The organism is Desulfotignum balticum DSM 7044, assembly GCF_000421285.1.
GTDB classification, from domain to species: domain Bacteria; phylum Desulfobacterota; class Desulfobacteria; order Desulfobacterales; family Desulfobacteraceae; genus Desulfotignum; species Desulfotignum balticum.
Genome location: NZ_ATWO01000001.1, coordinates 460333 through 476739, shown reverse-complemented (window position 1 = coordinate 476739; position 16407 = coordinate 460333). Strand labels below are relative to the sequence as shown.

Sequence of the window (16407 nt, the reverse complement as noted above, 5' to 3'; positions counted from 1 at the left end):
CTTGCATTTTCCATCTAAACAATGCATACCAATATGTATTGTTGATGCATATAACAGGAAAGGTTAAAAAGATGAGAACCACATTAAATATCGAAGATGACCTTGTTGAGAGAGCATCTAAACTAACTGGAATAAAAGAAAAAACATCTCTTGTTCGTAAGGGGCTTGAAGCCTTGATCAGCCTGGAGAGCAGTAAGCGTTTAGCTGCGCTCGGGGGAAGCGAAAAAAAAATCCGGATGCCGAGGCGTCGAAGATCGGAGTCATAAAAAATGATTCTTGCCGACACAAATGTCTGGATCAAACATTTCAGAGAATCTGATGCGGAACTGATTTCTCAATTAAATATCGGCTTTGTTGCTTGCCATCCATTTATAATTGAAGAGTTGGCCTGTAGTAACCTGGGCAATCGAGCAGAAATCTTGATGCTTCTCCAGGCACTTCCCCCGGCACCCCTTGTTGAAGCTACAGAAATTTTAGAATTTATCGAAAATAATTCACTAATGAGGCGAGGCCTTGGATACGTGGATATTCATTTGTTAGCTTCTGCCATTATAGGCAATGTTTTCCTTTGGACTTATGATCGACGTCTCAATGACGCAGCTATAGAGCTCGGTGTCGCGTACCCAGGGAGCTAACAACTCTTCCAGCGGAGCCCAAACGACTGCGCCCGCTCCAGACCATCATTGTCCTCATGGAGGTCTACTTCAAAAAACGGTTTTCCCGGCAGATGGTGATGAAACAACAGATTATCATTAGGAGGTTATATGAGCAAACAACTTCCCACTATACATCCTGGCGAAATTCTTATTGAAGAATTTTTAGAGCCCATGGGAATCAGCCAGTATCGTTTGGCAAAAGGCATAAGTTTGCCTCCAGGGCGAATAAATAAAATTGTGCATGGTAAAAGATCAATTACCGCAGATACTGCTCTCCGGTTGGGACGTTTTTTCGGTATGTCCCCCCAGTTCTGGTTAAATCTCCAATCTCGATATGATCTCGAAATGACCGCAGATTTTTTGGCGGACAGGCTTGAAAACGAGGTTCATGCTTTCCATGCACAGACGGGCTAAAGGCACGGCCTAAGCAGCCGCCAGGCCTTGACCAAATTGCAATCCTGATCGACAAGGATACTCACGACCTCATGCGGGATCAACGTGTCGTCATCCGACGCAACATGGCGCGTCCTTTATCTGTGAGACGGTATTCCTGCAGGCGGCTTTGGGGTTTTTCAGGATTGGTCATTTCAATGAACTCTCCCTCCAACGCGGGGTGCAGGTAGCGCGTTTCAAAATTATCCCGGCCAGTAAGTTTCAGAGCTGCCATCAGTTCCTTCTTACTCTGCTCACCTTTTATGGCCATCAGCAGGCTTCTGACTTGCCCTGCAACTTGCCCTGCAACTTGCCCTGTGACTTGTTTTGACTCTGCCCCTGACTCTGCCTTGGTCCCGACTTGCCCGGTGACTTGGGCCCTGGCTCGGAAAGTGGCCGTGAAGAAATCATTGTACTTCAGTTCCAGTTCAGTGCCGCCATGTTCTGCCACGGCCTGGAGCAAAGGAGTCAATTTTTCACTCATACCTTTTCCATATGGGTTTGCCTCAATTTCCGATATACCGGCGGTTTGATGCCGGCAGGTGACCATAATTTTTCCGGCGGATCGTTATGTCTCTTTTATATAACAGGTCACGGCGCAGGTGAAAAGCGGAAAAAATCCTTGCATTTTTTCATCTAAACAATGCATTCTAATATGTATTGTTTATGCATCAGCCATCATCGAAAGGCAATACCGGTTGACGACCTGAAGAGAAAAGTTATAAATTACATTAACTATTTATGCAATTTATACAACTTTCAAACTAATAGTTTGAAATATACCCTAAATGCATGTATATAATATGCATTTAAGATAAATTATAAACTATGCCACCTAAAAACACAAAAAGACTTGAGCAATGTCTCCCTGATGGGCAATTAGTGAATCGTGCCTGGTTAAAGGAGCGAGGGTTTAACAGGCCCAGGGTGGACTACGCCTTACGGGCTGGTAAGCTCGTGGCCTTGAGTCATGGCATATACAGACGTCCAGGCCCCCCGCTTAAGTGGGAGCATGTGGTCTTTTCCCTGAATGAAATGGGATATGCTGTACATGTGGGCGGTCGCAGTGCGCTTGAATTGCAGGGTTTGGCCCATTATCTGCCGCTGGGTGATACGCAACGTATTGGCCTGTACAGCACGGGGAAAATACCGGATTGGACGCGCATCTTTTCAGACGCTTTCAAATTTGAAATCCATAACAAAAAACTTTTTGAAGAGCTTCCCAAATCTGGGTTATCCACCCGGCCCTTTGGTTCCTGGGATTGGTCGATTCCCTTTAGTACCCCGGAACTTGCCCTGCTTGAATTATTAGCGGATGTAGGGGAAACGGCTGATTTTTCTATAGCTGATACATTTTTTGAAGGCGCCGTTAATTTAAGGCCGAAACTGCTTGGCGAGTTGCTGACAAGCTGCAAGCAGGTGAAGGCAAAAAGGCTTTTTTTATGGTTTAGTGATCGCCATGATCATTCTTGGCGCAAAGAACTGGAAACAAAGTGTATTGATTTAGGTCGGGGCAAACGCATGTTGGTCAAGGGCGGTGTTTTTGATGCTGTCTATCAGATAACGATTCCGAAACAAATGGTCAAAGAAAATGAAAACCCCCTATTCTGATCAAATGCGCCTGCTCGTGAATCTTTTACCCATTGTGGAAAAGCAGACCTGTTTCGCATTAAAAGGCGGCACAGCCATAAACCTGTTCATAAGAGATATGCCGCGTTTATCTGTGGACATTGATCTGGCCTATCTGCCGGTAGAAGGGCGTGACCAAAGCCTTGAGGGAATCAATACAGCACTTGGAAATATCATTGAGGACATTCAAAAACGAATTCCACGGGCTCAGGTAAAGGCAGTGAAATTGAAAGGTACAGATAAACGGTGTAAACTGCTGGTGCAACAAGGTGCAACCCATGTCAAAATTGAAGTAACACCTGTTCTGCGGGGCAGCGTCTACCCGTCCCGGGCGTGCAGAATATCAGAAAATGCAGAGAAAACCTTTGGATTCGCCAGCATGACTTTGCTGAGTTTTGAAGATCTTTTTGCCGGAAAAATCTGCGCAACCTTAGATCGGCAGCACCCCAGAGACCTATATGATACCTACTGGCTGCTGCAGCATGAGGGGATTACACAATCTTTAAAAAATGCATTCATGGTATATCTCATGGGCCATAATCGGCCCATGGCTGAACTTTTAGCACCCAAATTCCAGGATGTTTCTCCGCTATACAGAGCAGAGTTTGAAGGCATGGCATATGAGCCAGTAGATCTTGAGCGATTGGAGGATACCTTGTTGGAACTGGTTATTCAAATCCATAAAGCTCTGAATGATTCTGACAGGCGGTTTTTGCTGGATCTCAAGAAGGGAAATGCGGATTGGCAAAAATTTGCACTACCCGAGGCGCAGATATTGCCTGCCATCCAGTGGAAGCTGCTGAATCTGGAACGGATGGCCCCGGACAAGCGCAGTAAAGCTGCTCAAAAACTGGAAAAGGTATTGTTTGGATAACTATTCTTGAATTATAAAACATGGAATGGGCATGGCCAGCGATGCCTGGATGGTCCGGATGCGGTTCTCCCGGCGAAGACGCGGGGCGCAGGTAGCGCTTTCCAAATTATCCGTCGCGACGGATAATCTTGCAAAAATTGCTTTATCTGAAAATTAAGTTCTGATAAAAATTCAAATCAGGAAATTATTTATCCTCCGCCATCTGCGGTGGAAATACGGATCATGATGTCTGAAATGATAAAAGGTAAGGCTGATATGGCAAAGAGTAAAACAAAAAAAGATACTGCACTGGCCGAACTGATTGCAGCAGCACCGACAAAGGCCCTTTCAGAGCTGATACTTAATCTGGCTGAAAACAATCCTGAGATACGTCGAGAGTGCTTTGATTATTTAAAGAAAAATACGGCTGTTTCCAAGATGCTTAACCGCCAGTCGGAAGGAGAAGCCATCATGTCCATATGGGCTGAACTGCTGCCGGATCTTGAGGATCTGGATGCCTATGGCGGCGGACCATATGGGGCGGAAGACCAGGTGTGGGAATTGCTGTATGAAATCACAAAACGTCTGACTTCAAAAAAGGTCGATGAAACGTATCGACGTGAAATACTCGACGCTGTTCTACCGTTTATTAAAAGCGGAAATTCAGAAGCCGGGGATGCCCTGGATGAGCTTGCTTATGCTGCCTGTTATTCCGCTGCTGAATTGCGGTACCTTGCCGAAAGCCTGGAAGCGATGCATGATGACTGGCAAACCCGCAATGCCCGCAACATTTATCGGCAGATCGGGGACCATGATAAATACCTTGAGCTTCGGTTGAAGTATATGAAAGTTGGCGCTGATTACCATGATCTGGCTGAGTTTTACTGGGAAGCTGGAGAGAAGGAAAAATCGATTCAGATCGCCCAAAAAGGACTCAAAAAGGCCACCGGGCGGATGAATGAATTGCGGGCATTTTTGGCCGAACGGGCCCAGAAGGCGGGTGACCGGACGACCTGGAACGAACTTCAGTTTGATCAGGCGACAGATCGTTTAACCCTTGATAAATACAAAAAATTCAAAACCGCGTGTACGGCGGAAGAATGGAAAGCGTATGAACCCAGACTCCTGAAAAAAATGAAACATGCCGGAAAAACCGAGCAGATGAAAATCCATATGGATCGAAAAGAATACGACAGTGTTGTGAATCTTTTGTCAAAATGCAGTTATCCACAATACAATTTTGTCAGCGATCCGCATGTAAGCATCGCAGAAAAACTTGAAAAACAGTACCCTGAAAAAATTCTTAAATGGTATATTTCCGGCCTGGTAATCTTTCTTCCAATCACAAAAGAGAAGAATATGCGAGAAAGGCTGAAGTAATGGCAAAAGTTCGCCATATGCTGGTCAACGTGATGAATGATGAAAGCAGATGGAAAAAGCTGGCAGCCAAAGTCAAAAATGATAATCTCAGACGTCCGGCCTTTCAGCAGGAATTTGCCAGTATTGTTCCGGGATGGACGGCGATATAATAAGGAAAAGCACAGATGGCAGCAGACATATACCGAAGATTACAGCAGCAGCTGGACCAGTATTCCATGGGATTTCCTGAAACAGCATCCGGAATCGAGATCACAATTCTCCAGTACCTGTTCACAGAACAGGAGGCGCAAATGTTCTCCTTGCTCACCCCCATGCTGGAAACGGCCCGGGCCGTCAGCACCCGCATGGGACAGCCCGAAGAGGCGGTGGGAAAACAGCTGGAGGGCATGGCAGACAAGGGCCTGCTCTTTCGCCTGAAAAAAGGGGATCAGGCCCGGTACGGGGCCATTCCCTTTGTCCATGGGCTGTTCGAGTTCCAGGTCAAAAACCTTACACCGGAATTTGCCGCCATGGCCAGGCAGTATTTTGAAGAGGCTTTTGACCATGCCATGCAAAAAGGGGCGGAATATTTCGTGAGAACCATTCCGGTCCACAAGTCCGTTGACGTGATCCTTCATGTGGCAAGCCCTGAAGATGCCCTGGCCATTCTCAGGGACAAACCCGCCATTGTGGTCGCAGACTGTATCTGCCGCAAGACCGCGGCCCTAGTGGACCATGACTGCGGCAAACCCCTTGAGGCCTGTTTCATGTTCGGTTCCATGGGCCAGTATTACCTGGACCGGGGCATGGGGCGAAAAATCTCCCTGGCAGAAGCGGAGAAGATCCTGGCAGACTGCAGGGAGGCAGGGCTGGTGACCCAGCCCGCCACCTCCCAGAACCCGGGCGGTATGTGCAACTGCTGCGGGGACTGCTGCGAAGTTCTCCGGGCACTGAACAAGCATCCAAAACCGGCGGATCTTGTTTTTTCAAACTATTTTGCCCGGGTGGATGCCGATGCCTGCACGGGGTGTGAAGCCTGCCTGGACAGATGCCAGATGGGAGCGCTGGCGGTCGGTGATGAGGACATTGCCCGGGTGAATTTGGACCGGTGCATCGGCTGCGGCCTGTGTGTGTCTGTCTGTCCTGTGGAAGCCGTAAGTCTTGTACCCAAATCCGGGTCTGATTACCGGACACCGCCGGAAAGCATGGCTGATCAGATGACGCACCTGGCCCGGAAACGGGGAGTGATATGACCGGCCTGACCAGAGAGGGTATTGTCGCAAAGGCCTGCGAACTGAGATTCGAAGATGTGGGATTTACCACGGCCTAAGCATCTCCCAGGACCGGATTAATCGGTGAGCTGTTCAACCGTCAGATTCATTGCGATGGCCAGCTTTTCCAGTGTACTGGTTCTCAGGTTGTCTGATTTTTCCATTTGGGACAATGCCGCCTGGCTGATTCCGGCCCTGGATGAGCCACATTAAAATACCTGACCACTTTACAAGTATTGAAAACTTTATCATTGACTTTGTTACAATATTTGTGTCAAATATCCATGACTTTATGCCAATAATCAAATGAGGCGCCAATGTTTGAAAGGGATATTTTAAAAACATTATCAGGATGGGCACAAAAAAAAGACCGGAAACCATTGATCCTGAGAGGCGCAAGACAAGTGGGAAAAACCACGGCCATTCACCTTTTTTCAGAACGATTCGATCAATATCTGTATTTGAATCTTGAAATAAATGAGGAACGGAAAATCTTTGAGCAGGATTATCCCATTGAAGAATTGTTACAGGCTATTTTCTTTTATAAAAATCAGGTGAAGCATGAAGGTGACATTTTATTATTCATAGATGAAATTCAGGCTTGTCCTTCAGCTGTTCCCTATCTCAGATATTTTTATGAAGCTTTTCCCGATCTATACGTTATTGCAGCCGGATCTCTTTTAGAGACACTTATTGATACCCATATCAGCTTTCCTGTCGGCAGAGTGGAATATCTTGTGATGAAACCTTTAAGTTTCAGAGAATTTTTAAGTGCTTTATCCGAAACAGCCAGTCTGGACATTCTCGCAAAAAGCATCCCACCCCCTGATTTCGCACATGATCGGCTGATGAAATTATTTCAAACCTATTCAATCATTGGGGGCATGCCGGAAATTGTTGAAAAATATTCCGACCAAAAAGATATCATAGCACTCAACAGTATATTTGAGAGCTTGATTGTTTCTTATCTTGATGATGTTGAGAAGTATGCTCGAAACAGCACAATGGTTAACGTAATTCGTCATGCCGTTTCAAATTCATTCTATGAAGCAGGCAGCAGGATTAAATTTCAGGGTTTTGGCAATTCCAACTACAAATCAAGGGAAATGGGGGAAGCATTAAAATTATTGGAAAAAGCGATGTTGATTTACCTTTTATACCCTTCGTCCTCGGTCAGGCCTCCTTTGCTGCCAAACATAAAAAAGTCGCCAAGGCTCCAGGTCCTTGACACAGGAATGCTGAACTATTTTGCCGGATTTCAAAAAGATCTGTTTGTATCCGGTCGTATTGATTCTGTCTATCAGGGGAAAATAGCAGAACATATTGTCGGACAGGAACTTCTCGTTGTTGAAACATCTCCTTTATTCAAACTGCATTTTTGGAACCGGGATAAAAAACAGTCCAATGCCGAAGTTGATTTCCTGATTCAATATGAGGGGTTACTCATACCCGTTGAAGTAAAATCGGCTGCAACTGGTCGGTTACGCTCTCTCCATCAGTTCGTGGACCGCGCACCCCATAGATATGCCGTGAGGATTTATTCCGGACGAGTAGAGATTAATCAAGTTAAAACTCTCAATGGTAAAGCGTATTCCCTGCTGAACCTCCCATTTTATTTAACTGGTTCTATCTCAGAATATTTAAAATGGATGATATCCAATGATAGTCTCCCCAGTTCTGGTTAAATCTCCAATCGCGATATGATCTCGATTTTCAGACAATATCGACAAATTATTTTCAGCATGGTATTAATGAAAATATCTGTTAAGGGATAATCGCAAAAAGGGGGTAAATTATGGGCAAGCAAACAGTTTTAATCGTTGATGACGAACCGGATTTTGTGACAATGCTTAAACAAGACCTTCACAGTGAGGGATATGCCGTTGAAGTTGCCTACAATGGGGTCGAAGCGATTCAAAAAGTAAAGCAGAGCCCGCCGGATATCATTGTACTGGATATCATGATGCCGGAAAAAGACGGCTTTGCAGTATGTTCCGAGCTTAAAAATGATGACCGGTATGCAGACATCCCCATCATTTTACTCACTGCGGTTTCAGACCACGTCAGCTCATCACAGTATTCCCATTCCCAGGCCCTGGATGTGGAAGCAGATGATTATCTGTCCAAACCGGCATCATTTGAGGAGATCCTGGAGAGCATCAGATCGCTTTTAGCGTAAAGTGACTTATTCAGTTTCTCCGGTTTTGGCATTGCAGGGCAAAATTACTGTAAACAGGCTGCCGTGGCCGGGCTCACTTTCCACATGAATACTGCCTTTCAAAGAGTCGACCAGTGATTTGACTATGGTAAGCCCCAGGCCTGTTCCATTAATGAAACGGGTGTTGTCATCTTTCACCCGGTAGAATTTTTCAAAAAGCCTGGGCAGATGTTTCTGTTCAATGCCGAACCCGTTGTCTTTTACTTTTACCCGGACATTCTCGTCTCTGATATCCATTTCTATGGATATCTTACCCCCCTCCGGGGTATATTTTATGGCATTTGTGATCAGATTACCAAAAATGCTTTCAAGCGATAAGGGGTCGCAGACCAGTGTGGGCGTTTCAGTCTCCGGCAGTTTCAACTCAATGGACTGGTTCTTCTTTTTGGCCTGGACTTCCTGATATTCAACGATTTTTTTGATAATGTCTTCCACATGCACCTTGACCGGGTCCAGGCATTCTTTACCGGCTTCAATCCTGGAAATATCAAGAAGATCACCGATCAGAGAGATTAAGCTTCTGGTTTTGTCCCTGGCACGGCCAAGCAGATACTGGTTGTTTTCAGATTTAACGGATTGACCTGATTTTTCTGGATCACTTGACTTGATCACCATGGCAAGCTGATCATGAATGACAGACAGAGGGGATCGAAGCTCATGGGACACCTTGGCCACAAACTCGGATTTCAACCGTTCAAATATTTTCAAATCCGTGATGTCGGAAAGCGTCACCACCGCCCCCATGCACTGGGCATCCTCGTTTAAAACCGGCCGGCCCTCGGCAAGGATATACCGCTGATCCGGTAACACAAATTCATGGGAAGTATCCTTATCCGCTTTGTAATGGCCTTTTGAAATTTTTATTATGTAATCGCACAACCCTTTATCTTCAATGCACCGCTCGATATTTTTACCCAGACAATTATCCTTGCCCTGGTCGAGACATTTTTGAGCCACCGGGTTCATCAAAACAATCTGGCCCTGGGTATTGGTCACCAAAAGGCCGTGGGGCAGGGTTTCAATAATCGTACGGATACGGCTTTGTTCTGTTTCAAGATCAATCAGATTTTTCTGCTGTTCCCGTTTAAGGGCATTTGCCTCCAGCGTCAGGCGCAGGGTTTTAAATGCCCGTTTAATGACGATTCTCAGTCCGTCCGGTGTAAACGGTTTTGAGATAAAATCATATGCGCCTTTTTTCATGGCTTCAACGGCGGCTTCAACGGTGCTGAAGCCTGTAATCATGATCACCAGAACAGATGGAAACTGTTCTTTGATCTTTGCCAGGACGTCAAACCCATCCATGCCGGGCATTTTAATATCACAGAGGACTAAATGAATATCTTCGTTTTCAAGAACCTGTAACCCGTCCGGCCCATTTTCTGCACAGAACACCTCATACCCCATCCGGGAAAGAATCCATTCACACCCATCCCTGATATCTTTTTCATCATCAATTACCAGTATTTTAGGGATATTTTCCTTATCTGCCATGACCTGGTCCTTCCATATCCGGTGGTGACAATAACAATTCAATCACAAATGCCGTGCCTGAACCCACGTTGCTCTCCGCATAAATATTTCCGCCATGGTCCTGAACAATCCGGTAGGCCAGACTCAATCCCAGCCCGGTTCCTTTTCCCGGTGCCTTGGTGGTGAAAAACGGATCAAATACCTTTAAAAGCATGTCATCCGGTATGCCAGGCCCTGTGTCTGTAATTTCAACAAACACCTTGTCTTTTTTCGGTGACACCCAGCAGGATAAAGACAAATCGCCTTTTCCTTCCATGGCATCGGCAGCATTTAAAATGATATTCATAAACACATGTTTTATCTTTTGAACGTCAACCGGTACAAGGGGAATGGGTTCATCAAAATCCTTGTGAATCTTTATATTTTGAAACAATGTCTGGTCTTCAACCAGGGAAAGGGTTTGTGACAATATCTCTTTGATATCCTGAGGGTGTATTTTATTGTCTGTCTTTCTTGCGAATGTCAGTAATTCATTGACGATAGATCGGCACCGGTTTGCATTGTCAAGAATCCGTTTAAGACCTTTTACGGCCCCTTCGGGCAGCGGGTACTCTTCCATAACCAATTGGGAAAAAAGGGTGATACCGCCCAACGGGTTGTTTAACTGGTGGGCCACCCCTGCAGCCAGTTCGCCAATGGAAGACATTTTTTCCGCCTGGAGCAGCTGGGTGTTTGCCCGCTCAAGTTCCGCCTCAATTTCAAGGGTTTCCCTTAAATCATGAAAAAAGCCCAGTGTGGCGACCTCTTTGTCGCCGTCATATACAATTGCGGCATTGATACTTATGGGTATTTTTTCTCCGGTTTTTTTTTGAATCTTTGTCCGGAAGGATCGTAAGGTTCCCTTTTCACCATACGCGTCGCTTCTGAGCAGTTTCATGATATTCGCTGCGACGTCATCGGGATAAATATTCCGGATATCGAGTTTTCCGATCACCTCATTCGCCGCATATCCTGAAATATCACATGCCGCGTCATTGAAAATCAGAATCTCACCCGTCATATCCGAGGCAATGATGCCATCCACGGCACTTTTAATCAAATTGTTTAAAAAAGCATTGGACTGATGAAGTCTTTCCTCCATCTTTTCCATGGTTGACATGGGAAAGTCCAGTACGGCAACGGAAGAAACTGTTCCCTTTGAAAAAATGGGGTATGAATACAGGCAGGATGATTTTTCAAGGGACATGATGCCGTCAAGCCCTCTTCTTCTGGCAGGTCTGCCCGTTTTAAGAACCTGTTTTACAATGCATCTGGGACAGGGCGAATCCCGCCCATGCAGCGATTCATAGCAAAAGTCTCCCGTACGTAAAACAGACGCTGATGTTTCAGGATGATGATTAAAGGACAATATTTTGCAGTCAGGCGAAATGACAATGATCGAGTGTTTAAGTGAATCAACGGCATCGATCAAAAGATTTTTTTCATTCTCTGTCCGCATATGCTGTTTATCCTTCAGCCATGATTGAATGGATAGGGAATCCGTGTTTATTATATTCTCACGAAATCTATTATTCAACTTAAAAGTCAATTCACGGCCGTTACACCTTCGGCCGGGGGAGGACGTTTGCTCTTTCGGCAATTTCAGGAACCCGATGCTCCCACTCAATGGCCATTAAATGCACGCCTGCCACACCTTTGGTCTCTTTAAACTCTTCTATCTGCTCACAGGCGATCTTGATTCCCTCATCAGCGACCTGATTTCTCTTAACTCCCTGGAGGCGCTTGATAATTTCATCGGGCACCTCCATACCCGGTACCTTGGCTTTCATATATTTGGCCATGGCAATGTTTTTCATGGGTGTCACGCCGGCAAGGATATACACTTTTTCCGACAATCCCATGTCATTGGCCTGTTTGATCCATTCCCTCATTTTTTTCATATTGTATACACACTGGGTCTGGACAAAATCAGCACCGGCCGCCATTTTTTTGGCCAGACGGTGAATGCGCCATTCAAAGGGTTCCGCAAATGGATTGGCGGCGGCACCAATGAACATTTTAGGCGGCGTATCAATATCCGCCCCCCCTAAAAACTTGCCTTCATCCCTCATTTTTTTGATCATTGCGATCAGCTGCATGGAATCAATATCAAAGACCCCTTTGGCATTGGGATGATCCCCAAACTGCTGATGATCCCCTGAAATACATAACATATTCCTGAGCCCCAGCGCATATGCACCGGTCACATCCGACTGCATGGCCAGACGGTTTCTATCCCGGCATACCATCTGGTAGACGGGTTCAATCCCTTCATTCATAACAACCAACGCCGTGGCCCAGCTGGACATTCGAACCATGGCTCTCTGGTTGTCTGTAATGTTGACCGCATCCACCATCCCCTTGAGCGGGGCTGCTTTTTTTTTGATGATGTCAACATTTGCCCCCCGGGGCGGCCCGAGCTCACCCGTGAAAGCAAAATGTCCGGCCCGCAATATCTTCTCAAAATTACCTGCTGACTTCATATCGTTGTTTTCCATGTTATTGAATCCTTTTTGCACGTTCTTTTATTCTCTATCATATTGCGGATAAACGCCCTGGCTGCGGCATATCCTTCTTGCCAGCGCCAGCATATCAGGGATGTCTATACCAATGGGACAATAACATCTGGTACAAAGCACACACCGTTCCCATACAAGATCCCTCATCTCACCCAGATCCTGTTTATCGACATTTCCTTTTTTTTTGTATAAAACACCCACTGAATTTAAAAACTTATAGGACGGCATGTATTTCGGGTCTTTGTTATGTCCCATAAACAAAAAGCAGCTTTCCGCACAAAGAGAGCAATGGGCACACGCCTTTAAAGACAATTTCATTTTTGCCTTTTTTTCATCTAATATTGCCCGGATTTCATCACTGTTGACACCTGCGGTATTTTTTTTTCTGAACATGTTGGTTCTCCGGTCCCTGCAACGTTACCAGTTTTTCCCGGCATTGCCGAAACTATACTCGCCCGCCACATTAAAACGGACAATAATCATGTAAATCATATGAATCAATTTTGTAAACGGCACGGCCATCAGCATGAGTTCGCCGGATAAAATATGCAAAGAGATCAAAAGTTTATAATTGGAAAATACCTGGTGATATGCCAGATACCCCGTGACAAAGGGGGCGGCGGCAAGGCTCAGCAGTAAAAAATCCTCATAGCTTGTAATCATTCTTACCCGTTCAAGAAAAAGCCGTCGGAATAAAAAAATCAAGATGCAGAGAATAACGACCCCGGTTAAAAAATCCGACACATTTTCAGGTAAAGAAACCATGCTGACACCAAAGGCATTGTCCAGCAATATGTTGTGACCCAGCACAAATACAGGCACACCGATCAGAAGGACATGGAAAACGGTGGTAACCATCGTCATGAAAGGATTGACACCGGCAATGGAAAGTTTGAACCACAGTATCCAGTCCTTTTTATCCGGAATTTTTTTCTTTGGGCTCTTTTTAAACCCGCCTTTTTGAAACCAGCGCTTCTGACCCCGGTCCAGGGCCAGATGACTGGCCGCCGGCCTATTGATAATCTTCCCCGGTCCGGGTTCGAACTTTTCTATGGGCTGTTCCTTGAGCAAAGACATAAACCGCAGCACCTGAAAAACCACACCACCAAAAAAGATGACAAAAGAGATCCACACCATGGGGCCTCTGATGAAATCATACAGAAATGTCCAGGAAAAAACAGTGGATAATGTCATAATCATATTCCCTCTATCCTAAGCGAGATACCTTTTCTTATAGGGTTCCTGGATAATCGTTCTGGGGGACTGGTTCTGCCATTCCATGTGGGGGCGGACTTTTAAAATATCATCCAGACGATTCTGCGCCTTCAACCGTTTGTAGATTTCAAGCCAGGCGCAGGGGATTTCATTACTGATTTCACAATGCTCTCCATTGGTCCCGCCGCAGGGGCCGTTGAAAAGCCCTTTGGCGCATCGGGTCACCGGGCAGATGCCGCCCGTATAGCCTAAAACGCAATGACCACAGGCACGGCATTTTTCTTCGTACATGCCCAGATCCCTGTCAACACCGATAGACACCGTATTTACAACGGGATGGACGGGTATCCTTGAAAACCGCTCGGCCATGAGCTGCACACCGGCGCCGCACGCCATGGAAACAATGCAGTCATATTCAGGCACTTTGCTGTCCAGCTCCTTTAAAAAGGACTCATTACACTGGCGCTCAACCGTATACCCGTCAATCTGCTTCCGGATTCCCGCTTTTTTCAAATGAACTTTAAGCTCTGCGTTTAATGCATTCACTTCTTTTTGCCCCCCCACAAGGCACACTGAAACGCATCCGCCGCATCCCACATTTAAAATTCTCTCATACCCGTCAATGGCATCAAGAATTTCCTGAACGGGTTTTCTTTCTGCTTTAACCACTTCCTGCCTCCATGTTTTGTAATATCATCTAATCCCAATGCCGGGATCAGTCCTTTTAAGATCATTGCACTGTTAAAATTAACAATCGGCGCCCAATCATTTATCAAGAATATGGCACTCTCCGCAAAGGGTTGGCCCGGTGGGTTCAGAAGTCAGACTGTAATTATTATGGCACCCCATACATTGATAATGGAAAGCCTGTGTCCTGTCGATTTCCGCCTGGGAATCATGACACGAAGCACACAGAATATCCGGATTGCCCTCAACAAGGTCCGCGTCATCCAGAACATTTTCTCCATTTTCCATCACATGATGGCAATCCAGACAGTCAAAGTCATACATATGCCACTCATGGTCAAATAACACAGGGCCGCGATTTTCCCCTCCGCTGAACTCAAGTATCGCATCATAGGCATACACTCCCGAAGCAAAAAAAACACAGACCAGTGTTATGGCAATTTTTTTCATAGACGTTCATCTTCATTCTGAATGTTTAAAAAAATGTCACCTTATAACTTTTCGCACCTGAATGCAAATCATTCGAGCCGCTCTGGTTCCGTTACCTTCACCGTCCAGGGCGGAGCACCCGCCGGACCCTGTTCCGGCCCTGGACGGGATTTGAAGGGATCCGCCGCCTTTCCGGCTTGACCCGGCCATTTTTTTCTCTATAATGCCCCCATGTCTTTGAACCGGTTTGAACAGATCAAAGGGTTTCACAAACTGCCCCCGGACACCCGGAAATGGCTGCAGACGATTGCGGGCATCCATGGATTTTCCTTTCAGCAGCAGCGGCTGCTTGTGGAATACAGCCAGGACATGTACTGCTGGGACATGGGCGGACTTGACCGGTTTTACCGGCCCGACAGCCTTGGAAACACGACCGGAAAACAGGCGGCCGCAAAGATATTTTCCCAGCTCAAATCCGGATATGAGGCCCTGAAAAACAACCCGAAACAGTATGAGAACAAGCCGGCGTTTTCGACAGCAGAACATAAATTTCCCCGGGAACAGATGGTGGAAACCGCGCTTCAGGGGGCGATTATGGGCACCTGTCCCGTGGCTTCAGAAAAGACCCGCTGCTGCAACCTGAAAACCCTGGATGCGGTTCAGCAGTGCGGATTCGAGTGCAGCTACTGTTCCATCCAGTCTTTTTACCACAACAGCCAGGTGCGGTTTATCCGTGATCTGCCCCGCCACCTGGCAGGCCTGGACCTGGATCGGGAGACACTGATGCACATCGGGACAGGTCAGTCATCCGATTCTCTGATGTGGGGAAACCGGTTCGGCCTTCTGGACAACCTGACCCGGTTTGCTGAAAACCATCCCAACGTGGTCCTTGAAATGAAGTCCAAAAGCAGCCGGATCGATTATTTTCTTACCCATCGACCCCCGTTTAACATGGTGTTCACCTGGTCCCTGAACACCCCTGCCGTGATCACGGCCGAAGAAAAGGGAACCGCATCCCTGGAACAGCGCATCAACAGCGCCAGACGACTGGCGGATGCCGGAATTCCTGTCGGGTTCCATTTTCACCCCATGGTCTGGTATGACGGGTGGGAAGCCGGGTATCGTGCCATTGTATCCCAGCTGACGGACACATTTTCCCCCGATGAAGTGGTCATGGTCTCCATCGGCACCCTGACATTCATCAAACCGGTCATCCGGCGTATCCGGGAACGCATGGCCCGGACCCGGATCCTGCAGATGCCCATGACAGACTCTGCCGGCAAACTCAGCTACCCTTTTGAGATCAAAAAAACGTTGTTTTCCACACTTTTCCAGGCATTCCCCGACAACTGGAAATCCTCCGTGTTTTTTTACATGTGCATGGAGGATGTCAACTTGTGGGAACCGGTCTTCGGCCGTTCTTATCCCTCCAATGACGCGTTTGAACAGGACATGATCCAGGCCTACCTCAAAAAAACACATGCCATCCGCCATAACCCGCCGGCCGTCTGATTTGTTCCTGGACGGCAGGCACGGCCTGAGCATCCGTGCTTTTTTCATACTTTGCTTGACAAACCGTGTTTTACTATCCTATTGTCACGTGCGTTAAATTTGAAGTTAATATTGACAA

At 46.5% G+C, this 16407-nt stretch carries 20 protein-coding genes; 11 read left to right on the top strand and 9 right to left on the bottom strand.

The genetic code is table 11. The features are described from left to right. Positions 1 to 71 precede the first annotated feature (71 nt). From K365_RS0102580 to K365_RS0102570, 3 genes are all read left to right on the top strand, one after another. The gene (locus K365_RS0102580; protein WP_024333379.1) at positions 72 to 266 is read left to right on the top strand and encodes a type II toxin-antitoxin system VapB family antitoxin; all 195 of its coding nucleotides are present in this window, start codon (positions 72 to 74) and stop codon (positions 264 to 266) included. A gap of 3 nt (positions 267 to 269) precedes the next feature. Then, positions 270 to 635 carry a type II toxin-antitoxin system VapC family toxin gene (locus K365_RS0102575; RefSeq protein ID WP_024333378.1) on the top strand — a complete coding sequence of 122 codons (366 nt, stop codon included), beginning with the start codon at positions 270 to 272 and terminating at the stop codon, positions 633 to 635. 129 nt (positions 636 to 764) lie between these two features. Next, positions 765 to 1070 carry a HigA family addiction module antitoxin gene (locus K365_RS0102570; protein ID WP_024333377.1) on the top strand — a complete coding sequence of 102 codons (306 nt, stop codon included), beginning with the start codon at positions 765 to 767 and terminating at the stop codon, positions 1068 to 1070. A 79-nt stretch (positions 1071 to 1149) separates the two neighbouring features. Here the strand turns inward: K365_RS0102570 and K365_RS0102565 are convergent, their stop codons facing one another. After that, the gene (locus tag K365_RS0102565; RefSeq protein WP_156887667.1) at positions 1150 to 1572 is read right to left on the bottom strand and encodes a Fic family protein; all 423 of its coding nucleotides are present in this window, start codon (positions 1570 to 1572) and stop codon (positions 1150 to 1152) included. Between the two features lie 344 nt (positions 1573 to 1916). On the opposite strand from K365_RS0102565, the gene K365_RS0102560 reads away from it, so the two are divergent. The 5 genes from K365_RS0102560 to K365_RS0102535 all read left to right on the top strand — a co-directional run bounded on the left by K365_RS0102560 (position 1917) and on the right by K365_RS0102535 (position 6182). Beyond that, the gene (locus tag K365_RS0102560) at positions 1917 to 2699 is read left to right on the top strand and encodes a type IV toxin-antitoxin system AbiEi family antitoxin domain-containing protein (protein WP_024333375.1); all 783 of its coding nucleotides are present in this window, start codon (positions 1917 to 1919) and stop codon (positions 2697 to 2699) included. Next, positions 2680 to 3591, top strand: coding sequence for a nucleotidyl transferase AbiEii/AbiGii toxin family protein (locus K365_RS0102555; RefSeq protein ID WP_024333374.1), 912 nt, complete (start codon positions 2680 to 2682; stop codon positions 3589 to 3591). Before K365_RS0102560 ends, K365_RS0102555 begins: the two co-directional genes overlap by 20 nt. Positions 3592 to 3813: 222 nt before the next feature. Then, positions 3814 to 4950, top strand: coding sequence for a hypothetical protein (locus K365_RS0102545; RefSeq protein WP_245569129.1), 1137 nt, complete (start codon positions 3814 to 3816; stop codon positions 4948 to 4950). Continuing rightward, positions 4950 to 5099, top strand: coding sequence for a hypothetical protein (locus tag K365_RS28610; RefSeq protein WP_245569128.1), 150 nt, complete (start codon positions 4950 to 4952; stop codon positions 5097 to 5099). Before K365_RS0102545 ends, K365_RS28610 begins: the two co-directional genes overlap by 1 nt. A gap of 15 nt (positions 5100 to 5114) precedes the next feature. Next, positions 5115 to 6182: a 4Fe-4S dicluster-binding protein gene (locus K365_RS0102535; RefSeq protein ID WP_024333372.1), complete on the top strand. Its 1068-nt coding sequence runs from the start codon at positions 5115 to 5117 to the stop codon at positions 6180 to 6182. Positions 6183 to 6277: 95 nt separating this feature from the next. Here the strand turns inward: K365_RS0102535 and K365_RS29280 are convergent, their stop codons facing one another. Next, the gene (locus K365_RS29280) at positions 6278 to 6388 is read right to left on the bottom strand and encodes a hypothetical protein (RefSeq protein WP_353740168.1); all 111 of its coding nucleotides are present in this window, start codon (positions 6386 to 6388) and stop codon (positions 6278 to 6280) included. A gap of 129 nt (positions 6389 to 6517) precedes the next feature. On the opposite strand from K365_RS29280, the gene K365_RS0102520 reads away from it, so the two are divergent. Together K365_RS0102520 and K365_RS0102515 are read left to right on the top strand one after the other, a co-directional pair. Then, positions 6518 to 7885, top strand: coding sequence for an ATP-binding protein (locus K365_RS0102520; RefSeq protein WP_024333371.1), 1368 nt, complete (start codon positions 6518 to 6520; stop codon positions 7883 to 7885). Between the two features lie 110 nt (positions 7886 to 7995). After that, on the top strand, positions 7996 to 8379 hold the full coding sequence (locus tag K365_RS0102515) for a response regulator transcription factor (protein ID WP_006964195.1): 384 nt from the start codon (positions 7996 to 7998) through the stop codon (positions 8377 to 8379). Positions 8380 to 8385: 6 nt separating this feature from the next. Here the strand turns inward: K365_RS0102515 and K365_RS0102510 are convergent, their stop codons facing one another. The 7 genes from K365_RS0102510 to K365_RS0102480 form a co-directional block, all read right to left on the bottom strand. Continuing rightward, positions 8386 to 9909: a hybrid sensor histidine kinase/response regulator gene (locus K365_RS0102510; protein ID WP_024333370.1), complete on the bottom strand. Its 1524-nt coding sequence runs from the start codon at positions 9907 to 9909 to the stop codon at positions 8386 to 8388. After that, positions 9899 to 11386 (bottom strand): ATP-binding protein, encoded by a 1488-nt coding sequence (locus tag K365_RS0102505; RefSeq protein WP_024333369.1) that lies wholly within the window; start codon positions 11384 to 11386, stop codon positions 9899 to 9901. The genes K365_RS0102510 and K365_RS0102505 overlap by 11 nt, the downstream gene beginning before the upstream one ends. Before the next feature lie 100 nt (positions 11387 to 11486). After that, positions 11487 to 12425: a methylenetetrahydrofolate reductase gene (locus tag K365_RS0102500; RefSeq protein ID WP_156887666.1), complete on the bottom strand. Its 939-nt coding sequence runs from the start codon at positions 12423 to 12425 to the stop codon at positions 11487 to 11489. 27 nt (positions 12426 to 12452) lie between these two features. Continuing rightward, entirely contained in the window at positions 12453 to 12839 is a 387-nt protein-coding gene (locus tag K365_RS0102495) for a 4Fe-4S dicluster domain-containing protein (protein ID WP_006964202.1), read from the bottom strand. Positions 12840 to 12863: 24 nt separating this feature from the next. After that, complete coding sequence (locus tag K365_RS0102490) at positions 12864 to 13646, bottom strand: hypothetical protein (protein WP_245569127.1); 783 nt, start codon at positions 13644 to 13646, stop codon at positions 12864 to 12866. A 12-nt stretch (positions 13647 to 13658) separates the two neighbouring features. After that, entirely contained in the window at positions 13659 to 14330 is a 672-nt protein-coding gene (locus K365_RS0102485) for a methylenetetrahydrofolate reductase C-terminal domain-containing protein (RefSeq protein WP_024333366.1), read from the bottom strand. Positions 14331 to 14426: 96 nt separating this feature from the next. After that, positions 14427 to 14798, bottom strand: a complete 372-nt coding sequence (locus tag K365_RS0102480; RefSeq protein ID WP_024333365.1) for a cytochrome c3 family protein — start codon at positions 14796 to 14798, stop codon at positions 14427 to 14429. A gap of 210 nt (positions 14799 to 15008) precedes the next feature. Between K365_RS0102480 and K365_RS0102475 the strand changes: the two genes are divergently transcribed. After that, positions 15009 to 16289 carry an SPL family radical SAM protein gene (locus K365_RS0102475; protein WP_024333364.1) on the top strand — a complete coding sequence of 427 codons (1281 nt, stop codon included), beginning with the start codon at positions 15009 to 15011 and terminating at the stop codon, positions 16287 to 16289. The last annotated feature ends 118 nt before the right edge of the window (positions 16290 to 16407 follow it).